The sequence below is a fragment of the Acetonema longum DSM 6540 genome, from assembly GCF_000219125.1.
Taxonomy (GTDB): domain Bacteria; phylum Bacillota; class Negativicutes; order Sporomusales; family Acetonemataceae; genus Acetonema; species Acetonema longum.
In genome coordinates this window covers 22786-42397 of sequence record NZ_AFGF01000081.1, presented here as the reverse complement: position 1 = coordinate 42397, position 19612 = coordinate 22786, and the positions used below count along the sequence as shown (strand labels likewise).

18 protein-coding genes and 2 tRNA genes are annotated in these 19612 nt (G+C 51.3%); 13 read left to right on the top strand and 7 right to left on the bottom strand.

Annotated features, from left to right (window positions below; all coding sequences use genetic code 11):
* Positions 1-79 precede the first annotated feature (79 nt).
* The 3 genes from ALO_RS20835 to ALO_RS09705 all read left to right on the top strand — a co-directional run bounded on the left by ALO_RS20835 (position 80) and on the right by ALO_RS09705 (position 1847).
* Positions 80-379, top strand: coding sequence for a helix-turn-helix domain-containing protein (locus tag ALO_RS20835; RefSeq protein ID WP_004573324.1), 300 nt, complete (start codon positions 80-82; stop codon positions 377-379).
* Positions 380-470: 91 nt separating this feature from the next.
* Positions 471-1118: a M15 family metallopeptidase gene (locus ALO_RS09710; RefSeq protein ID WP_004573323.1), complete on the top strand. Its 648-nt coding sequence runs from the start codon at positions 471-473 to the stop codon at positions 1116-1118.
* Between the two features lie 180 nt (positions 1119-1298).
* Positions 1299-1847, top strand: a complete 549-nt coding sequence (locus ALO_RS09705; protein ID WP_040293098.1) for a hypothetical protein — start codon at positions 1299-1301, stop codon at positions 1845-1847.
* A 51-nt stretch (positions 1848-1898) separates the two neighbouring features.
* On the opposite strand, the gene ALO_RS20830 is transcribed toward ALO_RS09705, so the two are convergent.
* A complete protein-coding gene (locus tag ALO_RS20830; RefSeq protein ID WP_004573320.1) occupies positions 1899-3329 on the bottom strand; it encodes a glucosyl-3-phosphoglycerate synthase in 1431 nt (476 codons plus the stop codon).
* A gap of 297 nt (positions 3330-3626) precedes the next feature.
* On the opposite strand from ALO_RS20830, the gene ALO_RS09695 reads away from it, so the two are divergent.
* On the top strand, positions 3627-4097 hold the full coding sequence (locus tag ALO_RS09695; RefSeq protein WP_004573319.1) for a hypothetical protein: 471 nt from the start codon (positions 3627-3629) through the stop codon (positions 4095-4097).
* 135 nt (positions 4098-4232) lie between these two features.
* Here the strand turns inward: ALO_RS09695 and ALO_RS09690 are convergent, their stop codons facing one another.
* From ALO_RS09690 to ALO_RS09670, 5 genes are all read right to left on the bottom strand, one after another.
* Positions 4233-5159 carry an LPP20 family lipoprotein gene (locus ALO_RS09690; RefSeq protein ID WP_004573318.1) on the bottom strand — a complete coding sequence of 309 codons (927 nt, stop codon included), beginning with the start codon at positions 5157-5159 and terminating at the stop codon, positions 4233-4235.
* A gap of 62 nt (positions 5160-5221) precedes the next feature.
* Positions 5222-6091 (bottom strand): CsgG/HfaB family protein, encoded by an 870-nt coding sequence (locus tag ALO_RS09685; protein WP_004573317.1) that lies wholly within the window; start codon positions 6089-6091, stop codon positions 5222-5224.
* A gap of 191 nt (positions 6092-6282) precedes the next feature.
* A complete protein-coding gene (locus tag ALO_RS09680; protein ID WP_004573315.1) occupies positions 6283-7401 on the bottom strand; it encodes a hypothetical protein in 1119 nt (372 codons plus the stop codon).
* Between the two features lie 48 nt (positions 7402-7449).
* Positions 7450-8364, bottom strand: coding sequence for a CsgG/HfaB family protein (locus tag ALO_RS09675; RefSeq protein WP_004573314.1), 915 nt, complete (start codon positions 8362-8364; stop codon positions 7450-7452).
* Positions 8365-8672: 308 nt separating this feature from the next.
* A complete protein-coding gene (locus tag ALO_RS09670; RefSeq protein WP_004573313.1) occupies positions 8673-9626 on the bottom strand; it encodes a magnesium transporter CorA family protein in 954 nt (317 codons plus the stop codon).
* A gap of 400 nt (positions 9627-10026) precedes the next feature.
* Here ALO_RS09670 and ALO_RS09665 point away from each other — a divergent pair.
* Positions 10027-10115: transfer RNA gene (locus ALO_RS09665), tRNA-Ser, on the top strand.
* Between the two features lie 42 nt (positions 10116-10157).
* Positions 10158-10248 (top strand) — tRNA-Ser (locus tag ALO_RS09660).
* 137 nt (positions 10249-10385) lie between these two features.
* Here ALO_RS09660 and ALO_RS09655 read toward each other — a convergent pair.
* Positions 10386-12668: a cation:proton antiporter domain-containing protein gene (locus tag ALO_RS09655; protein WP_040293096.1), complete on the bottom strand. Its 2283-nt coding sequence runs from the start codon at positions 12666-12668 to the stop codon at positions 10386-10388.
* A 237-nt stretch (positions 12669-12905) separates the two neighbouring features.
* Between ALO_RS09655 and ALO_RS09650 the strand changes: the two genes are divergently transcribed.
* The 7 genes from ALO_RS09650 (at position 12906) to ALO_RS09620 (ending at position 19530) form a co-directional block, all read left to right on the top strand.
* Positions 12906-13625 carry an NAD-dependent protein deacylase gene (locus tag ALO_RS09650; RefSeq protein WP_004573310.1) on the top strand — a complete coding sequence of 240 codons (720 nt, stop codon included), beginning with the start codon at positions 12906-12908 and terminating at the stop codon, positions 13623-13625.
* A gap of 204 nt (positions 13626-13829) precedes the next feature.
* Positions 13830-14186: an ArsR/SmtB family transcription factor gene (locus ALO_RS09645; RefSeq protein ID WP_004573309.1), complete on the top strand. Its 357-nt coding sequence runs from the start codon at positions 13830-13832 to the stop codon at positions 14184-14186.
* 68 nt (positions 14187-14254) lie between these two features.
* Entirely contained in the window at positions 14255-16390 is a 2136-nt protein-coding gene (locus ALO_RS09640; protein WP_004573308.1) for a heavy metal translocating P-type ATPase, read from the top strand.
* A 53-nt stretch (positions 16391-16443) separates the two neighbouring features.
* Complete coding sequence (locus tag ALO_RS09635) at positions 16444-16800, top strand: hypothetical protein (protein ID WP_040293094.1); 357 nt, start codon at positions 16444-16446, stop codon at positions 16798-16800.
* Between the two features lie 156 nt (positions 16801-16956).
* Complete coding sequence (locus ALO_RS20825; RefSeq protein WP_004573306.1) at positions 16957-17775, top strand: ankyrin repeat domain-containing protein; 819 nt, start codon at positions 16957-16959, stop codon at positions 17773-17775.
* Positions 17772-18230 (top strand): hypothetical protein, encoded by a 459-nt coding sequence (locus tag ALO_RS09625; RefSeq protein WP_004573305.1) that lies wholly within the window; start codon positions 17772-17774, stop codon positions 18228-18230. The genes ALO_RS20825 and ALO_RS09625 overlap by 4 nt, the downstream gene beginning before the upstream one ends.
* A gap of 148 nt (positions 18231-18378) precedes the next feature.
* Positions 18379-19530: a DNA polymerase IV gene (locus tag ALO_RS09620; RefSeq protein ID WP_004573304.1), complete on the top strand. Its 1152-nt coding sequence runs from the start codon at positions 18379-18381 to the stop codon at positions 19528-19530.
* Positions 19531-19612 lie beyond the last annotated feature (82 nt).

Sequence of the window (19612 nt, the reverse complement as noted above, 5' to 3'; positions counted from 1 at the left end):
TTTTGCGGCCTTTGTGGATTCTTGTGCCTGATGATAAGATGGTATCGTATCAAATCAGCGCTTTATTAGGAGTGATGGAATGATTGGTGATACCATCCGCTCGTTGCGTGACGAGCGCGGTATGACGCAGGAAGAGTTGGCTGCGGCTGTAGGGATATCCGCTGTTGCAGTGCAGTATTACGAGTCGAATACATGGCGCCCCGGCATGCCGGTACTGGTAAAAATGGCGAACCATTTTGGCGTCTTGATTACAGATATTGTTAAGCATTGTTCGCTTTACCACGACCCGGAAACCGGCGACTTGGTCCTGCTGGAATCTCTGGGCAACAATAGTGTAAAAGTTTACGGCACGATTAAGCAATCCGGCATCATGCAATAAAAGAATGATTTGGGCGCTCCGGCAACGGAGCGCCCAACGTTTCATTTATGGTATACTTAAGTTATTACCTTTAATCCGGGGAGGGTCCTTATTGCAGTGGTTCAGTGGTCAGCAATGCCTGAAAGTGATGATGACGGCGGCCGCCTTATTGTTATTGCCGCCGGTCTATTCGTTAGCGGCAGGGTCCCAGCAGGACCTGGTCAAGATACAGAATATTGATCCTGCGATCTATATTGATATGCGTTATGCCGGAATCCACAATTTTACCGGCAGACAGGTTTATACCGCGAACGTTTGTGTCCTGCGCCGGGGGACAGCCGAAAAGCTGGCCCGGGCCAATGCCGAATTTGCCAAACGGGGGTTCCGGCTTAAGATATGGGATGCATACCGCCCTTTATCCGTACAAAAAATTTTTTGGAAGCTGGTGCCGGATCGGCGTTATGTGGCCAATCCTCAGGGAAATGCTTCCCGGCATAACCGGGGAACCGCCGTGGATGTGACACTGGTTGATGAGCAAGGCCGTGAACTGATCATGCCTTCGGAGTTTGACGACTTTTCCTACCGGGCCCAGCGCGACTATCCCGGTATTTCTCCTTTTGCCCAGAGCAACGCAGCCTATTTGGCCGAAGTTATGGAACAAGCCGGCTTTCGCTCTCTGGGCAGCGAATGGTGGCATTTTGACGATGCTGACTGGACAATGTACCCGGTGGAGGATATTCCGCTGGAGAATTTTTTATGATCATCCCTGATCAATCTAATCATCTCAGCCTCGTTGAGATGATTATTTTTTTTTGGAAATTTTCCTATAAACATGGTAAAAAGCAGTAAAAAATAAGGGAATCTGGCAATTGACGTCGAATAGACAGGTGAGAATGGATTGGCACGGATCTTTAATATATATTATAAATGGAGTGTTACCATGATGACAGGAAAACGATGCGGTCAGCGTATGCTGCTATGTTTCATCGGAGTTTATGTCTTGTTATTGCTTTGCAGCCAGTTTTCACCCGCCATGGCCGCCGGCGGCGAAAATCCGGAGATAGCCGATGAGCAGGAGGAACGTTACCGGTTGGCAGTGGAGGCAATCAGACTTGGCAGGGCCGGCATCAGTCCCCTGGACCCGATTGCGCGCCGGGAAGAACTCCTGAATAACGAGATCAACCTGCTGCGGGATGACATTACCAGCCTGGAATTTACGGCTCGCCTGTTAATCCTGGGAGAAGTGCTGCTATTGATACTGTTTGGCTTGCTGCTGCATTCATTTTTGCGATTGCGTCAAAAACAGCAGGAGACCGAGGAAAGTATATTTGCCCAGCGGGAGGCGATGCGCTGGGCTGCGTGGCAGGATGCTGCGAGCGGCATACAACCAGGGACAGGGCTGGCAGAAGGCCCAAAATCAGAAGAGCCGTCACCCTTAGAGACGCCTGAGAGGGCTGCCGGAACAACCGGCAGCCCCCAGACCGGATGACAGGCGAGGTTTCTGAACCTGATGCAAAGCAGGTAGAAGTTTCTACCCCTGCTATTTAAATTGACGCCAAAAGATATTGAATCGTTTAATGCTGATTTCAAAGTGCCCCCGGGTGGAGAATACCCGCCGCAGCATAGGCTGGCAGGGTTTTCCGGCGCCGCCTTTTTGACTCATATTCATATCGTGCAGGACCTGCAGGATTTGGAAAGCCATTTCGCTTAAACCGATCACGTCCTTGGATTTATGGATGACTTCTCCCAGATTTACCTGGCAGGTTGCCCATAGACCAACCTGTTTTACCGCCTGAGCCAGCATGGCGATTTCAATGCCATAGTTGGTGGGCAGGTACATTTTTTCCAGCAGGTGGCGATAAATAGCCACCGTACCGGCAAGAGGCTGAATGTAGCCTGACAGTTCCGGCAGGTACAGATTGATATAAGGGCGGGCGAAGATTTCTGTCACCCTGCCGCCTCCCAGTTCAATTCCGCTGGATTCCACCCTGACAGGCCGGGCAAAATAACCCTTGACAAACTCAATCTGCGGATAGGTCAGAATCGGCCCCAGCAGACCGTAAAAAAAGCTGGGGACGATGTTTTCGATATCGGTATCCACCCAGGCCAGGATATCGGCGTCAGTCACAAAGGCGCTCTTAAACATGGCTTCTCCTTTGCCGCGATAGGTCCCCAGATCGGAGCAGATCTGGGAATGACTGTAGACCGGGATACCGTAGGATTTGCCGATGGCTGCGGTATCATCAGTTGAATCCGAGTCGATGAGGATGACTTCATCAATGATGCCGCTGGACTTTACTTCCAAAGCGGTTTCGATGACCTTGCCCACAGTCTTCTCTTCATTGAGAGCCGGCAGGATGACCGATACTTTTTTTCCCAGCTTGCGTTTATAATTCCGCAATGCTGAAGGAAACGAGAAATCATGGGCATCATAGGTGCGTTCCCTGACCCATTTAAAAATCGGGTCACCGGCGTCAAACTCCTCATCGTCGGTTGCCGCAGAGCGCACAATAGTAACGCTGCCGGGATAGATATCCTTGATCCGCCGGTAAAAAGGCAGAACCTCCGACTTGGCTAAAGGAGCGCCAAATAGCAGCATGTCATACTCGCCGGCGATGGATTCAATCAGATCATAAATAGACTGGTCGTGGCGCCAGAAAATATTTACCTGGTCAAATAACCGATTGGCTTCCGGGACAATTGTGCCGACAAAGATGTCTTCCAATTGCGGGATCTTCTCTTCAATGTGGAAGATTTTTAATGCGGCAACATCCGAACGGGCCAGGACGTCCAGAACAGCCTTGGCGTTCATGCCGCCGCGCAGGATGGCCGCCTTGGATCCGGGCCGCCAGCCGTCGGTCATTACTAAAATGTCATGGGGCGCCGATTCAAATGCTGACAAATCATCGAAGGAAGTGACTGTAACCGGTGCAGAGATTGAACTTTGCAGCGGCCAGTTTAGCTGATCCATAGTATCACCGCCTTTCTGACTGAAATTGGGAAGCTTGCAATACGATCTTTTCGCAATGTTGCAGCGTGTATCAAGAAGAAGGCCTAAGAATAGCGTATTTATATATTATGTATTCCATGCCGCATATCCTGCCGATAACTGCTTATAAAATAAGATTTACCCAAATAATCCAATTTATGTATATCTATAATGGACTTTGTCGCAGCGGAGCAGATAAAGGCAAATACTGTTCTGAAATACTGTCGCCACTAATAAGATTTAACAGATTCCACTTTGACTGTCAAAGAGGTGGCGTGGATGCACGAGCAGGCAGTGGTGAATCTGTTGCAGGAAAAGGCTGTTTTCGTGGGAACGGTGGAGGGAGTCCGGCCCAGGGTCAGACCTATGCTGGGCTTTATTGGCCCGAACGGCGGCTTATGGCTGTTGTCTCTTGTCTTGAAGGAACGGGTTACCTTGACAAACAATGACCAGGCCCAGTTGTGCGCTATGGGAGACGAAGGGGATTTATTGCAGATCAACGGTTTTCTGGAACCGATGCCATTTTCTTCCGGGTCAATGTCTCAATGGACGGAAGCAGAGTCGACGCTCCCGAAACATGCCATGGATGCAGATCTGTCGGCGACACTGTATCGCTTACGGGTCCATTCCGTATATTATACCGTCAGGGACGGGAAGACTTTTTACCAGCAGGATGAGGCGGGAAAGATTGAAACCATGGACGGCATCAGACTGATCCCGGGCGCCCCTTTCCGGTTAAAGCAGGAATGACAAGAAAAAAATCTGCTTTTGGCAGAGTTTTTTTCTGTCTGGACAAGAAAGAATCTGCTTTGCTGACTAATTTGTCTAAGTGAATAAAAAAAGACCCGGTCAGAACATTTCTGACTGGGTCTTTCTCTAATAGATTTAGTGCTTGATAACAACGTTGCACTTCAGCAAAAAACCGGTGGGGCCGTTGGCGTTGAGAATCCTGTCGCCGTCAGCGGCGCTGATGACGATGTTGCGGTTGCGGTCCCGGAGCTTGATGGCCTTGACCTCAATATAGTCGGCGCCGGCCCGGGACTGGCCCATGCCGATCAGTTCAATGGCGCCGGGAGAAGCGGCATAATCCACCAGGCCGTTTTGCACCACATAATTTTGGTCTACATACATGTTACCGTAGATGACCTTGCCGGTTTCGTCATAAATCATGGGCGTCATGGTCCGTTCCAGGCCCAGTCTTCTGGCGTCAATTACCAGGCCTGTGTATTGACGAACGGCCGGCTGAGTCGGTTGATATCCCTGATGCGGCTGATTGGGTTGCTGCTGCGGATAGGGTTGAACTGCCGGAGGGAAAGGCCGCTGGGGCTGTCTTTGACCGGAAATGGCGTTGGCCAGACTGTTCTGACCATACATTCTGACGGAGATGACAACTTGATAGGAACCATCCGGCATTTGCTGTTCATTGACAATTTTGTAGCCCTTGAGCATGCCGGACATCCTGGTATTGATAACGTCGCTGGAGACAGCCAGGTTCTCCACCGTCGTTTCCGAGTCCACCTGCACTCCCTGGACGGATTCCAGCAGATTTCTCTGAGCGTCGGCGATGGCAGCACGGCGAGCCATGTTCCGGGCCTGAGCCGAACTGAAAGCGTTGGCCGGAGGAACGCCGAACCCTATTGCTTCCACCGAATCGGTTTCCCAGTTGACAAGGCCGTTGCCGTCAGCCACAGGCTGGCTGGCATAGGGATCATTGTTGTTGTACAGGAACTGAGCGTTATTGGCGTAGGTTACCAGAGGAAGAACCAGAAGCAACAAACTGAGTACCAGACATATCCATGCTTTTCGGGACATGATTTCTTACCTCCCTGATTTATTTACGATACGAAAATCTATAGAAAGACTGAGACGGCAGGCTATAATTTGCTGACCGGCTGCAGCGGTTTAATATCTTCCCACTTTCCTGAGACAACTTGTCCGGTCGAATGTTGATTTTGTACCTGAAAGATTTTAATGACGGCCAGACTTTTTGTCTTTTTGCCCAGTCCCTGCCGGTTGACAGGGTGAACCACCACGGTGCCTTCCTGATAAATCAAGTATTGCTGCCCCACACTGGCGCCCTGTTCGGACCCCAGGTCAATCACAACACTGTTGTCCTCAGGATGTACCTCAATGACCAAGCCGGAGAGAGGATTCAAGGCCTGGATTTTGTCCGTCAGTTGGGCGAGTGCCTGTTGCAGGGCTTCCTGATAGCCGGACTGAGGATCAGCCAATTTCCAACTGTCGGTGTCGGCCAGAAAGGTTTTCCTGGTTTCACCCACCGCGGTCTGGGCAAAGATGATTTCGCCGCTTCTTGCATTGATCAGCCGCATGGCCAAGACCACTTTGACACGCTTTTGCCGAAATCCGTCCAGTTCCACATCCTGACTCTCTGCCCGGATGATTTTACCGGTGACCAGATAGTCCAATCCATGTATCTGCTTTACATCCTGCGTCATGCTGCCTTCAAAAAAGCCGCTGACAGAGATGTTTTGCTCGGCCAGTATGGCGGCTGTCCGTTCAGGACCGATCACCTGATAGGACCGGTTGGTAATCAGGGATTCGGTCAGGAGGCCGGTGATTCGTTTCGTCAGGCCGGTGTTTTGGACCTGAGGCGCCGCTTCAAACTCCAGTATGCCAATGGGCTTTTGGTCGGCGGCCTGGGCAACCGGGACAGATATAGATATGAATAAAATTGCGATAAAGAATAAGATAAATAGAGCAGCGCGGGCGCGGCGTCGATCCATGGTCGTTCCTCCGTAAATTACTGTCTGCTGGTAAATACTATTTCGCTGTCGCCTACTATTTTCCTGCCAAAAGACCGGATTTGGGACGGCGGATGACAAAAGACCGCATTTTCTGCCAGCGGAAAAAATAAAAAGTGAAGGGAAGAATGCATCATCCCCAAGCTGGGAACGATGCATTCTAAGCTGTAGGATCAAAACATTTCAACCTGAATGAGGCTATTGGCGATTTCCAGAATAATCAAGGTAACGCTGCTGCATTGTTCCAGGCGGTCAGCCAGTCTCTGGGACGTACCGATAAAGTTCACGTCAAATTCAGCCGCTCCGTTGGCATAGCTGCGCAGATATACCGCTTTTACGCCGGGGACATCCTTGAGTTCTTTCTGCAGGGCATTCACCTGGCTGAAGGCGGTCACCTGCTGGGCGACGATCTTGAAGGTTTTTTCGGTATCACTGGCGTAGTCCAGAAACTGCTTGGCGATATCCTCAGCCAGTGTTTCACCAGCTTTGGTCAGGGCTTTTTGCCCCGCCACTTCCTGGCTGATATCCGCACCGCCGGACTCGAATCTGCCGGCTGCAATGATTTCGCCGGTGTCCGTCTTTAAAAGCTTCGCCTCAATGCTGGCCCGGGCTGAGTACATACCGGCGCCTGCTATGACTTCACCGGCCGAACTGTCCAGGGCGCTGCCCAGGATTACATAATCCAGCTGATAGGAAGCGGCAATGGTTTGGGCGGTAGAATCGTCCTCTTCCATGGAACTGATAAAGGCATCGGAGTAGAGGTTTTTTGCCTGTTGGGGATCAATTACCCGCTTGAAGCCCAGCTCCCGCAGTTTGCGGATGACGGAAATCTGGCCGGCCTGATTGGGTGTTTGATCGCTGTTGACGATGATGACGCCGATGCGGGGGTCTTGCAGTCCGGCTTCAATCAGCTTGAGCCTTTGCAAGGAGGTCATAAGGGCTGCATTGGGCTGGGTATTGACCTTGATCCGGACTGTGAGGACTACCTGGTCGCCTTGTTTTCCTTCCCGCAGGATTCGGTAATCCTGAACGAATCCTTGGGCTTTGGTGTAAATCTCGTCAGTGACGATACTGGCGTTTTCCACCAGGGTTTGAGCCTCCACAAAGGATCCCACAGCCTTTTCCACCGCATTGCGCATGGCGTCCCGCAGAGCGTCATCCTTCGATGGGCCGTAGCCCTTGACTACGATTTCCCTGGCCGGCGTCGCATCGTTCGGATGGGCCAGCGCCGGCGCACCGCTGAGCAGCAGAGTGGAGATAAACGCCATCAGAAGAATCAGGGATCGTTTCATGAGGTCTCCCTTCTTTCGTGAAACTCACCGGTTTTGAGTATCGGCAGATCACAGCAAGCGGGCTTTGTCTCCCAGCATGACTTTGCCGCTGCCTTCCAACTTGCAGACCGACATTAGGCTATCCACACTGACGACTTTGACGGTGGCGATATCGATCCGGGTCATGCCGATAATCTGGCCCCTGGCATTGATGATGGGTTTGCCTTCCCGGTAGATTTGGAAGCGGTTGCCGGCTTCCACACCCTGTTCGGCCCCCAGGTCTAAGTAGATGGTTTTGCGGTCAACTTCTACGATGGCTCCTTCCAGAGGATTTAACGCGTTGATTTTGCCGGCGATTTCTTTAATTGCCAAAATGGCCGCCTGGTCGTACACCTCAACAGTTACTTTCGTTTTGGAACCGGTGGCGAACCCTCTGCCTCCGACTGCGCCGGCCAGGCCGCCGCCGCTCTTTTTAACCTCACCGGTGGCGGTATGGGACATGACCACGGCGCCGGTAGTGGCATCGATCATTCTTACCGCTACCACCACTCTGACTGTCAGATGTTCATTAGCCACGGCCCATGGACCAATAGCGGCTCCGCCGCCTGTCTTCTCAGCGCCGGCGGATACGATTTTACCGTATACGATATAGTCCAGTCCAACGACCTTGCCGATTCGGGCAGCGGTAGCGTCATCCACCACACCGCTGGCGCCAAGGCGCTGCTCTGAAAGAACTTCGGCTAATTGCTGCCGTTCGAAGACCATATAGTTTTTGTTTTTCACCAGTTCGTTGGTCAGCATATCGGCTGCCCCCGCACCAACGTCGTATTCATAATCCCAGGAAGATGCGACCGAAGTGCCGTCAAACTTGGTGATCCCGATTTTCTTTTGGGCAGCTTCACCGGTTGCCGTGAAAGAGCCAGGCAGAAAAATCAGGGTAAAAGCAAGGGTAACCACAAGGAGCAGATTCTTTTTTCCATTCATGAGCGGATCTCCTTTCATAATCATAGGGGCAATTTTGTAAAGGCATTGCGGAAAATTATATCGTTAGATTCTGTTAAATCTGGTCCAAATCCTTCCTGGATTTTCTATTTGATCAAAATTGTAATAAATTGGCACGCTGCTCGGTTTCCCCTTCCGGTATAGCCGTATTTTACTTCCATCTATGTATCGTTATTGCTGCCTTTTACAATGCCGGTCTGAATTTCCATGAGAACTGAAAAGAAAAAAGGCTTGCCAAAATGCAAACCTCATAAGAACGGGCAGACTGCTGATCTCTTACAATGATCTGCTTAGAACATATCCTTGCGCCACAGGGCGAACGCCGCCACGCTGGCGCCGGTTACCGAAAGGACCAGGATATAGCCGAATCCGAAAGACTGTTCCAGTCCGAAGGGAAGCGGCACATTCATGCCGAAAAAACTGGCGACCATGGTAGGGATTGAGAGGATGATGGTCATAGACGCCAGGAATTTCATAACCATGTTCAAGTTATTCGAGATAACCGAAGCAAAGGTATCCATCATGCCGTTTAAAATGTGATTGTACATTTCCACCATTTCAATGGCCTGCTTGTTTTCGATGATAACGTCTTCCAGGAGGTCTTCGTCTTCTTCATAGACTTTGATCAGGTGCTGCAGCTGATTGTTGAGCCGCAGACGCAGCAGTTTTTCCAGTACAATGCCATTGGATCGCAGGGATGCCGAAAAGAAAGTATAGCCTTTCTGCAGTTCCATCAGCTGGAATAATTCCCGGTTTTGCATAGATTTGCGCAGCTGGCGTTCGATTTCGTCAGTACGTTTGTTGATTTGTTTCAGGTAGGTCAGATAATAGGTTGCCGATTTGTAAAGAAGCTGAAACAAAAAACGGGTGCGCTTAAAAGTGCTGAAATATTTGGCGTTGGTCGGGCAAAAATCCGACAAGACCCGGTTATTCTCCAGACAAACGGTGACAATATAATCCGGTGTCAGGATGATGGAAAGCGGCAAGGTATCATAGCTGTCCACGCCGCGCATCACTGGAATGTTGGTAATGACCAGCAGACAGTTTTCTTCGATCTCGGTGCGGGAACGTTCCTCTTCGTCCAACGCCGCCCGCAAGAAGTCCAAAGGTGCGCCGGTAATGACGGCAGCGGCATTGAGTTCCTCTATTTTTGGATTGATCAGATTCAGCCAGGCGCCTTTTTCCGGGACGCTCAGCGGTAATTCACGCAGCGCTTCATAGCTGCTTTTAAATAGTTGCAGCATGGTGCGGTCCTCCTTTTTAGGGGAATACACCATTTTTTTTGCCACAGAGAGAGCGCGCGGGGTTCCGTCAAGGCATAAAAAGGAACAAGAACTTATTGCACAGGCCTCTGTCTATTCTGAGCAAGAAAAATGGAGTATTCCATTTGAAATTGTATGAATTTTGACGATAATGTGGACTAGGTCGGTCTGCATCCATTTTTCTCACCTCTTTGCCTAATTATTACGGCTTGCATTTGTGCCGCAATTAAAATATACTTCTTCTATTCGGCGAAGTCAAGAGAGGAAATAAACCAATGGCCCCAGTGCGGTGGCCTGACTCTGGATTCACCCGCTGATTTCGGAAAATAATTATTTGACATTCGATTGTTGAATTTGATATAATATTTTATGTGTCGGACACGGAGGGGTGTCCGAGCGGTTTATGGAGCTGGTCTTGAAAACCAGTGATCCCGCAAGGGACCGTGGGTTCGAATCCCACCCCCTCCGCCACGTTTAATCATTGGCAATTTAAGATACACAGCATTCATCTACGGAGTGGTACTCAAGCGGCTGAAGAGGACGGTTTGCTAAATCGTTAGGGGGTGCAAGCCCCGCCAGGGTTCAAATCCCTGCCACTCCGCCACACATTAAGAAAGCACGGCCTATTCCCTTGCGGGAATAGGCCGTTTTGTATTGAAGGGAGCCAGCTTCCGGCAACCGCCAGGTCACTTGGGGCATGGAAGCCGTAGCCTATCTTGCGTAGGGGCCGTATATCGACTATTACAGTAAATCCATTTTAGCCAGTTTACCGGCCATTTTTTGCGAACCCAGAATCCAGAGCAAGTCGTTTTCCTGGAGGCGCATATTGATATTGGGGAAAATAATGGGGTAAAGGTCTCTTTCCAGGCCGAGGAGGAGACTGCCCCATTCGCTTTTTATTTTGGAATCTTTGATGCGGACGCCTGCCAGTGCGGAGCCTTTTTCCACCGTTATGGCGAAAGAAAGCAGTTGGTCAGCTTCGGCGTAGTGTTCCTGATGGTTGATAAAATCGTGCAGGGTGGCAAATTCGCCGGCAGCTTTTTTTGTCAAATCAAAATCAGAAACAACATCCGTATTGTTTAATCCGTCAAGGGTTCCGGCAATGAAAATAATGTCCCCTGGCAAGAGCTTTTCGGTTCCGGCGGGAATATTAATATGCTTATCGTTGCGGATGATTTTGATGATTTTCATGTCGAAACGCTTGGTGATTGACAGATCAAGCAAACGCTTATTTATGACGGAAGATTCGCGATTCAAGGTAACGCTGCTTACATAGATCCGTTCATCCAGCCAGTTGTGCTCCAGACCGGCGTCTTTTCTTTCGTTCAGTTTCCTTTCGTTGAAATTCGTAAGAAATCTTGCTTCAATTTGCAAATAAGGGGTAATCAGCCATTCGGAACGGGCGATAAAAAAGATCATAGCCGCTGCAGCCAGCAAAATGTAGAAGGCGGCGAAATGGAATAGGATGCGAATTGGCAGCGCCACAAGGAAAACCATGATGGCAAACCGCAGGCTAAGCAATACGAGCAAGGGCAGCCGGTTGGTTCTGTTTTTAAACCAAAGGGGAATAAAGAATTCATTCTTTTGAAATAAGCCCTGTCGCAGAAATGGCGCCATCACAATCAGAATGGCCAGCACGGTGAGAATGGCGGCAATGGTCGAATCCATATAAGCGTTCAGGAAAGGCCGGACAAACGAAGTTCCGCCCAGAATAATTCCCAGCATGATGACGGCATAAAGCGTCAGACGGGAAAAAAATTTTTTGACAAAAGCGTTCCAATCGCTGTCCTTTTCCGCTTCGGACCGGTCTTCTGAAGTATGGCGGTTGAGGTAATCCGAGAATTTGGCCGGCAGGTGCTTATTAACAAAGGCATAGGCCCCTTCCGCCGACCGGATGACGAACGGCGTGGTAAAGGTGGTAATGACGGAAACCGAAACCACAATCGGGTAGATATACTCGCTGATCACCCCCAGGGATATGCCCAGGGAAGCGATGATAAAGGAGAACTCCCCGATTTGAGCCAGGGAGAAGCCGCAAAGGATCGATGTTTGTAAAGGCTGTCCGGAACCCAGAACCCCCAGGGTGGAAAAAATCGCTTTGCCGACAATCGTAGTGATGGTAATGATCACAATCGGACCGGCGTATTCCATGATCAGGGCCGGATTGACCATCATCCCCACCGAGATGAAAAAAACGGCCCCGAACAGGTCTTTGACGGGCTTGCTGACATGCTCAATCTCCTCCATGTGAATGGTCCCCGCCAGCAGGGACCCTGCCAGGAACGCGCCCAAAGCGGAGGAGAATCCCAGATGAGTGGCCAGCAGAACCATGCCGAAGCATAGGCCCAAAGAAACAACCAGCAGGGTCTCATCATTCATCAGGTTTTGGGTTTTCTGCAGCAGCGTCGGCAGCCAATAGATGCCCAGAAGCAGCCAGAGGGCCAGGTAAAAGACCATTTTGACCAGGCTGGCGGCCAGCTCACCGCCGGAAATTCCCTGACTGACGGCAATTGTCGACAGTATGACCATCATAAAAATACCGGCAATATCCTCAATGACCAGGGTGCCGAAGACCAGCTCGGTAAATTTTTTCCCCTTCATGTTAAAATCTTCGAATGCCTTGATGATAATGGTTGTGGAGGACATGGACAGCATGCCGCCGAGAAAAATACTGTCCATTTTGTTCCAGCCCATGAGCTGACCACAGCCGTAGCCCACCGCAAGCATAGAGACCACTTCGGTAATCGCTGTGATGATGGCCGTGCCGCCAACCGAGGCCAGCTTATGCAGATTAAACTCCAGACCCAGGGAAAACATAAGGATAATGATGCCGATTTCGCTCCAGGTGTGGATGTTCACCGTATCGGTTACGGCGGGAAACCAGCCGGAATAAGGGCCGACGATGAAGCCGGCAATGATATAGCCTAAAACCAGAGGCTGACGGAGTTTTTTGAACAGAAGCGTCATGGCTCCTGCGACCAAAAGCATTAATGCCAGATCAGAGATTAGTGCAGGTACATGCAATTACGAGAACCCCTTTACTTGTAATATATCGGTAAACAGCAATGAGAAGTTGCACTGGGCTTGCCCGGAATGATGAGTATATCAGTTTGCTGGATAAAGTGTTTCCCAATCTTTTTGAAAGTAACCCGATGAAGCATCGGTAAAAATGGGCTGTACATAAAAAAAGAGGATTTTGGATAAAAAGCAATAACATAGAAGATAAAAGATCAGAAAACAGTGAAGAAAGAGGGAGTAGCGATGGACCAAGCGGCAAAGCTGCAGGCGATGCTGGCCGGCAGCGATAATATTGTATTTTTCGGCGGCGCCGGCGTATCGACGGAAAGCGGCATTCCCGACTTTCGCAGCGTTGACGGCTTGTACAGCCAACAATATGCCTATCCGCCGGAAGTCATGCTCAGCCATAGTTTCTATGTCTCCCATACGGATGAATTCTATGCCTTTTACAAAGCAAAGCTGCTTGCCCCCGGGGCAAAACCGAATAAGGCTCATATCAGACTGGCGGAATGGGAGCGAACCGGCAAAGTGAAAGCGGTCATCACCCAGAATATCGACGGCTTGCACCAGGCGGCAGGCAGCAAAACCGTACTGGAACTGCATGGATCGGTTAAACGCAATTACTGCAGCCGCTGCAAAGCTTTCTATGACGAACAGTTTATTATCCGGGCCAGCGGCGTTCCGACCTGTTCCTGCGGCGGCACGGTGAAACCGGATGTGGTTTTGTATGAAGAAGGACTGGATATGGGCATCATGCAGCAAGCAACTGCCTTTATCGCCAACGCCGACGTCCTGATTGTCGCAGGCACTTCCCTGGTGGTCTATCCCGCCGCCGGGCTGATTGACTATTACCGGGGAAATAAACTAGTTCTGATCAACCGGGCACCAACTTCTGCCGACGGCAAGGCGGACCTGCTGATTCAGGGCAGTGTCGGCGAGGTACTGGGAATGGTTTCTTTATAGTGCGGAATTACTAACAATTTATTTTATCATGTCAAAAAATTCAAGGCAAGTCATCTCCTGCCGAGGTTGTCGCTGTCGCGGTCAAGGAAGGATTAGAGGCAGGAGATGACTTGCCTTGTGAAATTAAAGGCTCTTGACAAAATGATTGCCGGCAGATATTATATAGTTGAATGATTGCTCAATTATTGCGGGGTGGTGATGCATATGACAGACAAACAGATGCTGTGCGATTGTGACGTTATTCATGAAGATGTGGTCAACAGTGTGCGGGAGCGATTCGCGCCAAGAGAAGAATTCAACCGGATGGCAACCCTTTATAAAATGTTTGCGGACCCCACCAGGGTCAAAATCCTTTACGCGCTGGAACTGAATGAACTGTGCGTCTGCGATTTAGCCTCGCTTTTGAATATGACCAAATCGGCCATATCCCATCAATTGAAATCCCTTCGTCTGTCCAATCTGGTGCGGTTTCGCAAGGAAGGGCAGATTGTGTACTATTCCCTTGCGGACTCCCATGTGAAGGATATTCTGGACAAGGGGTTCGAGCATATTCGAGAATAAAAAATTTTCTCTTGATAGTTGAGCAGGTGAGCAACTAAGCAATTATAATTTGAAGGAGGCATATGACAATGGAAGCCGCTGTTCTGAAGAAGGAATATTTCCTGGAAAACCTTTGCTGCCCTGTATGCGCCGAAAAAATCCAAAATCATATCCGCAAACTGGACGGAGTCGCCGGCGCCATCGTTGATTTCCCGTCACAAAAACTTTCGCTGGAGATCAACGACGACAGCCGACTGACGGATATTGTAACCCAGGCGGATCAAATTGCCCGGCATTATGAGCCGGAAATTGTCATGTCGGAATTCAAGGCTATGAAACAACAGAAACCTGAGGCGGATGCCGCCGCCGAACGGAAAGAACGGGTAGAACGCCTGATGATTCTTGCCGGTGCAGTTCTCTTTGCGGCGGGAATGGCCTTTGAATTCGCCGGGCCGGTCAAATTGGCGCTGTTTTTGATCAGTTATCTGCTGGTGGGCGGCGAGGTGGTCTGGCGCGCCCTGAAAAACATCTCGCGCGGCCAGGTGTTTGACGAGAACTTTTTGATGAGTGTCGCTACTATAGGTGCCTTTGCCATCGGCGAATACCCGGAAGGGGTGGCGGTCATGCTATTCTATCAGATCGGCGAAGCCTTTCAGCGGATGGCGGTCAATCGCTCCCGCAAGTCGATCGCCGCACTGATGGATATCCGGCCTGACTTTGCCAACCTGAAGCTGGAAAATGAAGTCCGGCGGGTATCGCCGGAGGAAGTGCGGCCCGGCGACAAGATCGTCGTCAAACCGGGGGAAAAGGTGCCTCTGGACGGATTCGTTGTAGAAGGCAATTCCGCCGTTGATACCTCCGCCCTAACCGGCGAGTCCCTGCCGCGGGATGTAGAGCCGGGCAGTGCCATTCTTTCCGGCTCCATCAACAAAAACGGCCTGCTGACAATCGAAGTGACAAAAGCCTTCGAGGAATCCACCGTAGCCAAGATCCTCGACCTGGTGCAGAACGCCGGCAGCAAAAAGTCTCCCATGGAAAATTTCATTACCAAGTTCGCCAGATACTATACCCCGGTTGTGGTTTTTGCAGCGTTAGCTTTGGCTGTTATACCTCCTCTGTTTGTGCCGGGGGCGAATTTTGCCGACTGGATCAGTCGCGCCCTGGTCTTCCTGGTGGTATCCTGCCCCTGCGCCCTGGTTATCTCCATCCCCCTTGGATTCTTCGGCGGCATCGGCGGTGCTTCAAGGAACGGAATCCTGGTTAAAGGAAGCAATTATCTGGAAGCCTTAAACAACGTGGATACCGTTGTCTTCGACAAAACGGGAACATTGACCAAGGGAGTTTTCAAAGTGTCTCGTGTTGAACCTGCCAACGGCTGGACGGCAGATGGGCTTCTGGCAGTTGCGGCTTATGCCGAGAGCAATTCCAACCACCCCATTGCGGCATCGGTGAGAAAAGCGTTCGGTCAGGCAGTAGATCCGGTCCGGATCGGGGAATATGAAGAAATTGCAGGGCAGGGCATTCTTGCCCAAGTGGACGGGAAAACCGTTTTGGCCGGAAACGGCAGCCTGCTTGCTGCCCATGGCATTGCCTATCCTCAGGAAGAGGTCCCCGGGACCATTGTGTACCTGGCGGTTGACGGGGCCTTTGCCGGCTATATCGTCATTGCCGATGAAGTAAAACCCGATAGTAAGCAAGCCATTCAACGGCTAAGAGACATCGGCGTCAAGCGTATTGTTATGCTGACCGGCGACAGCCGGGCAGTCGGCGAAAGCATTGCCCGTGAAATCGGTTTGGACACGGTATTCGCGGAATTGCTGCCCCATCAGAAGGTAGAGAAGCTGGAAGCCATTGAACAGGAAAAAACGACAAAAGGAAAACTGGTTTTTGTCGGCGACGGCATCAACGACGCGCCGGTGCTGGCCCGGAGCGACATCGGCGTCGCCATGGGGGGCGTTGGTTCCGATGCGGCGATTGAAGCGGCTGACGTGGTGCTGATGACCGATGAGCCATCCAAACTGGTTGCGGCGATCCGCATCGCCCAAAAAACCCGCCGTATCGTTTGGCAGAATATCGTATTCGCTCTCGGCGTAAAAGCGGTCATCCTGGCTTTGGGAGCGATGGGCATCGCGACTATGTGGGAAGCGGTTTTCGGCGACGTAGGCGTTGCGGTGATCGCGATATTAAACGCCATGCGCGCGATGGAAACTCAAACGGCTTCATGAATTTTTCCCAAACTGCTTATACTAAAATCAAGTAAAAGCAGGGAGGGAAAATAGTGAGTGATATGACTGATTCTAACGCCACAGGGGAACACAACAGGCATAAATTGGTCGAAGTGGTGACGGCTCTGGGAAACCGGGCCGGCGAGATGCACCTGGAAGCCGTGATGAGCGGTCAGCCCTTTGATGCCGGTTTGGTAGAAGGCATGAGCCATGCCGTGGAACTCATTGAGTCGGAATTGGATTCTCTGACCGGGGATGACAGCAAACTGGAGAAAATTGTATCCTCCCTGGGGAATGCGGCTCAGAGCGGCAGCCAGGAAGCCAGGGAGGCCGGTGACGCCTTTTCCCGGGGAGTGGCAGCCGGCGCCGGCCATGTGGCTGAGGTGCTGCAGGAAGAAGTATTGCCATGACATAGGCTTTTCGACTCAAATCAGTCTTCGCCAAACTATCCTGGAAGGATATCCGATTGCCCTTGCTGAATCAATCTATACAGGAAACCTATAGGAATTTTCAGGAATTTTGATAGGTTTGGTCGGCAGAGCAATACGCGATAGGGCGGTGAAAGAATGACTGATGAACAAAAACTAGAAAAAGAGCGTCAAGAGATAGAATCACCGGTGGCGGAGGCGGCAGCAGCTGCGGCGGATGTCGCCGGAGCTGCTCAGGAAACGGACAACGAGTTTATTCGTCAAATTAAAGAGAAAATCCGGTTGCAGCGTGAACAGACCAAATGGCATGATGAGTCGGACGGCCTGCTTCAGCCGTCTGCTTTCATTGCCGAAAATTTTTATAAGAAGTTATCCATCACCATCGGCATTATGTTGCTGATCGGGACAGTTGCTGCCGGCTCCACCTATCTGGCTCTGGAAAAGGTACTGCCCCGCCGGAACCCGGTAACCGCCGAAGAAAAACTGGAGGCCCGCGGCATCCCGTTCACTGTTAAGAGTTATTTTCAACAGATCGGCCAAGGGCATCAGGATGTGATGAACCTGTTTCTGGCTGCCGGCTTTTCGGTTGACGACAGACGGACTGGGGATGAGTACACACCTTTGATGGTGGCGGCTCAGTATGGCAATGGGACTATTGCGGAAATATTGCTGCAGCGTGGTGCCGATGTGAACGCACGGGACAAAGACGGTCAGACCGCTCTGATGAAAGCCGCTGCCCAAGGACATGACCAGATGGCGGAGAGACTGCTGGCGGCCGGCGCTGACTGGCGGATCAAGGATAAAAACGGTGAGACGGCGCTGGATATTGCCGTCCGCAAAAAAAGTACGTTATTCAAAGATATCTGGAGGCCAGGGCGGCACTGGATCCGGAGGTTCAAAAGCAAAAGAGGCAGCAGGACCAGGCCCTCCTTGACGAGCTGCAGTCAGCTGGCTTGAATGGATTGTCGCCGGCGAATTTTTCATTGCGGGTCGGTCAGGCCGGTCCCTTTTCAGTAGGCATGCCCCTGGATAAAATACCACGGGAGCTGCCGGTTAGCCACATTCGGCAGAATTATAGCATTTCCACAATTTTTTATGACCGGGTGGAACCGGTATTGGCATTATCCCACTCTCAGGGTGTGAGTAACGCCGTGGCCAACATCATTATTTATGATCCGCGCTTTAAAACCGAAAAAGGCATTGGAGTCAATTCCCGTCTGGGAGAATTGCGGCGGGCCTATCCCAATCTGATCATCGGCTATGACAGTGAAGGATATCTGGCGGCGGATGTGCCGGAAATCGCCATGCATTTTGAACTGGACACAGGTTCGATCGGTCCTGACAGGACAAAATGGGTTCGGCCTGTGGCGTTGCCGGATGATATCAGAGTGACCCGTGTTCTGGTGTTCTAAGGAAAAAAATCTCCCTGCATCGGTGTGCGGGGAGATTTTTCATTCAAACAGAAAGAAGCTCTGCAAAACAGGCTCTTTTCTTGTCTGCTAAACTGCTTTACAAAATAGAACATTTGTTCTATGATGGAAACAGGCAGGAGGGAGATTCGTGCAACGCTGGATTATACATATTGACATGGATGCCTTTTTTGCGTCAGTGGAGCAACGGGATCACCCGGAGCTGCGGGGCTGTCCGGTGATCGTCGGCGGCGTATCTCACCGGGGAGTGGTAGCTACCGCTTCTTACGAAGCCAGACAGTTCGGAGTCAGATCGGCGATGCCCATCGTCGAAGCCAGGCGGCGATGTCCCCAGGGAGTATTTCTTGCCAGTGATCATCATAAATATGCCAGGGTATCCCGGGACATTCACGACATCTTGCAGCAATACTCGCCGCTGATTGAACCGCTTTCCCTGGATGAAGCCTTTCTTGATATCAGCGGCATGGAGTGGCTGTATCCCGAGCCGGTGACGATTGCCTGCAGAGTCAAGGAGCACATCCTCCGGGAAGTAAACCTGATCGCTTCCGCCGGCGTAGCGCCTAATAAGTTTTTGGCCAAACTGGCTTCTGATATGAGTAAACCCAATGGGCTGCTGCTGATTCAACCGGGGGAAGAGCCGTCTTTCCTGGAGCCGCTGCCAGTTGGCCGCCTGTGGGGAGTAGGCGGGGTTACGGCAGCTGTGCTGGAGAAGTACGGTATAAAAACCATTGGGCAAGTGGCCGCGGCAGAACCGGCTTTACTGGAGAGGCTGATCGGCAACGGAGCCTACGAATTGCAGCGTCTGGCCCGAGGCCAGGATGACCGGCCGGTGGTGCCGGACCAGGAGTCCAAGTCGGTGGGCAATGAAGAGACTTTTGAAATCGATTTGACCGGTCGGGAAGCCATCCGGCGACAGCTCCTGGCCCTATCGGAAAAGGTGGGATGGCGCCTCCGGCGGATGGGCCGGATGGGCCGGACGGTTTCAGTGAAAATCCGGTTCGCCTCCTTTAAAACTATCACCCGCAGCCGCACCTTGCCGGACCCCACCTGTCTCGATGAGGTGATCTTCGCCACCGTAACCGCCCTCTGCGATAAGGTAACCTGGGGAGAAGGCGTTCGCCTGCTGGGCGTTACCCTCTCCGGCCTGACCACCGGCCAGGCTCAGGGATCTCTATTCGAACCCGAACCTGACAAACGCCTGGCGATAGCAACAGCGGTAGACAAGTTAAAGGAGAAATACGGCGAGTCCATTGTGGGACGAGGAAATTCACGTCATACTTAAGTTTAGCCTAATAAATATCTTATGTTTCGAATCTGGGATCGTTCAAAAAGGTCCAGATGCTAGGCGCGACGAGGATGCGCGC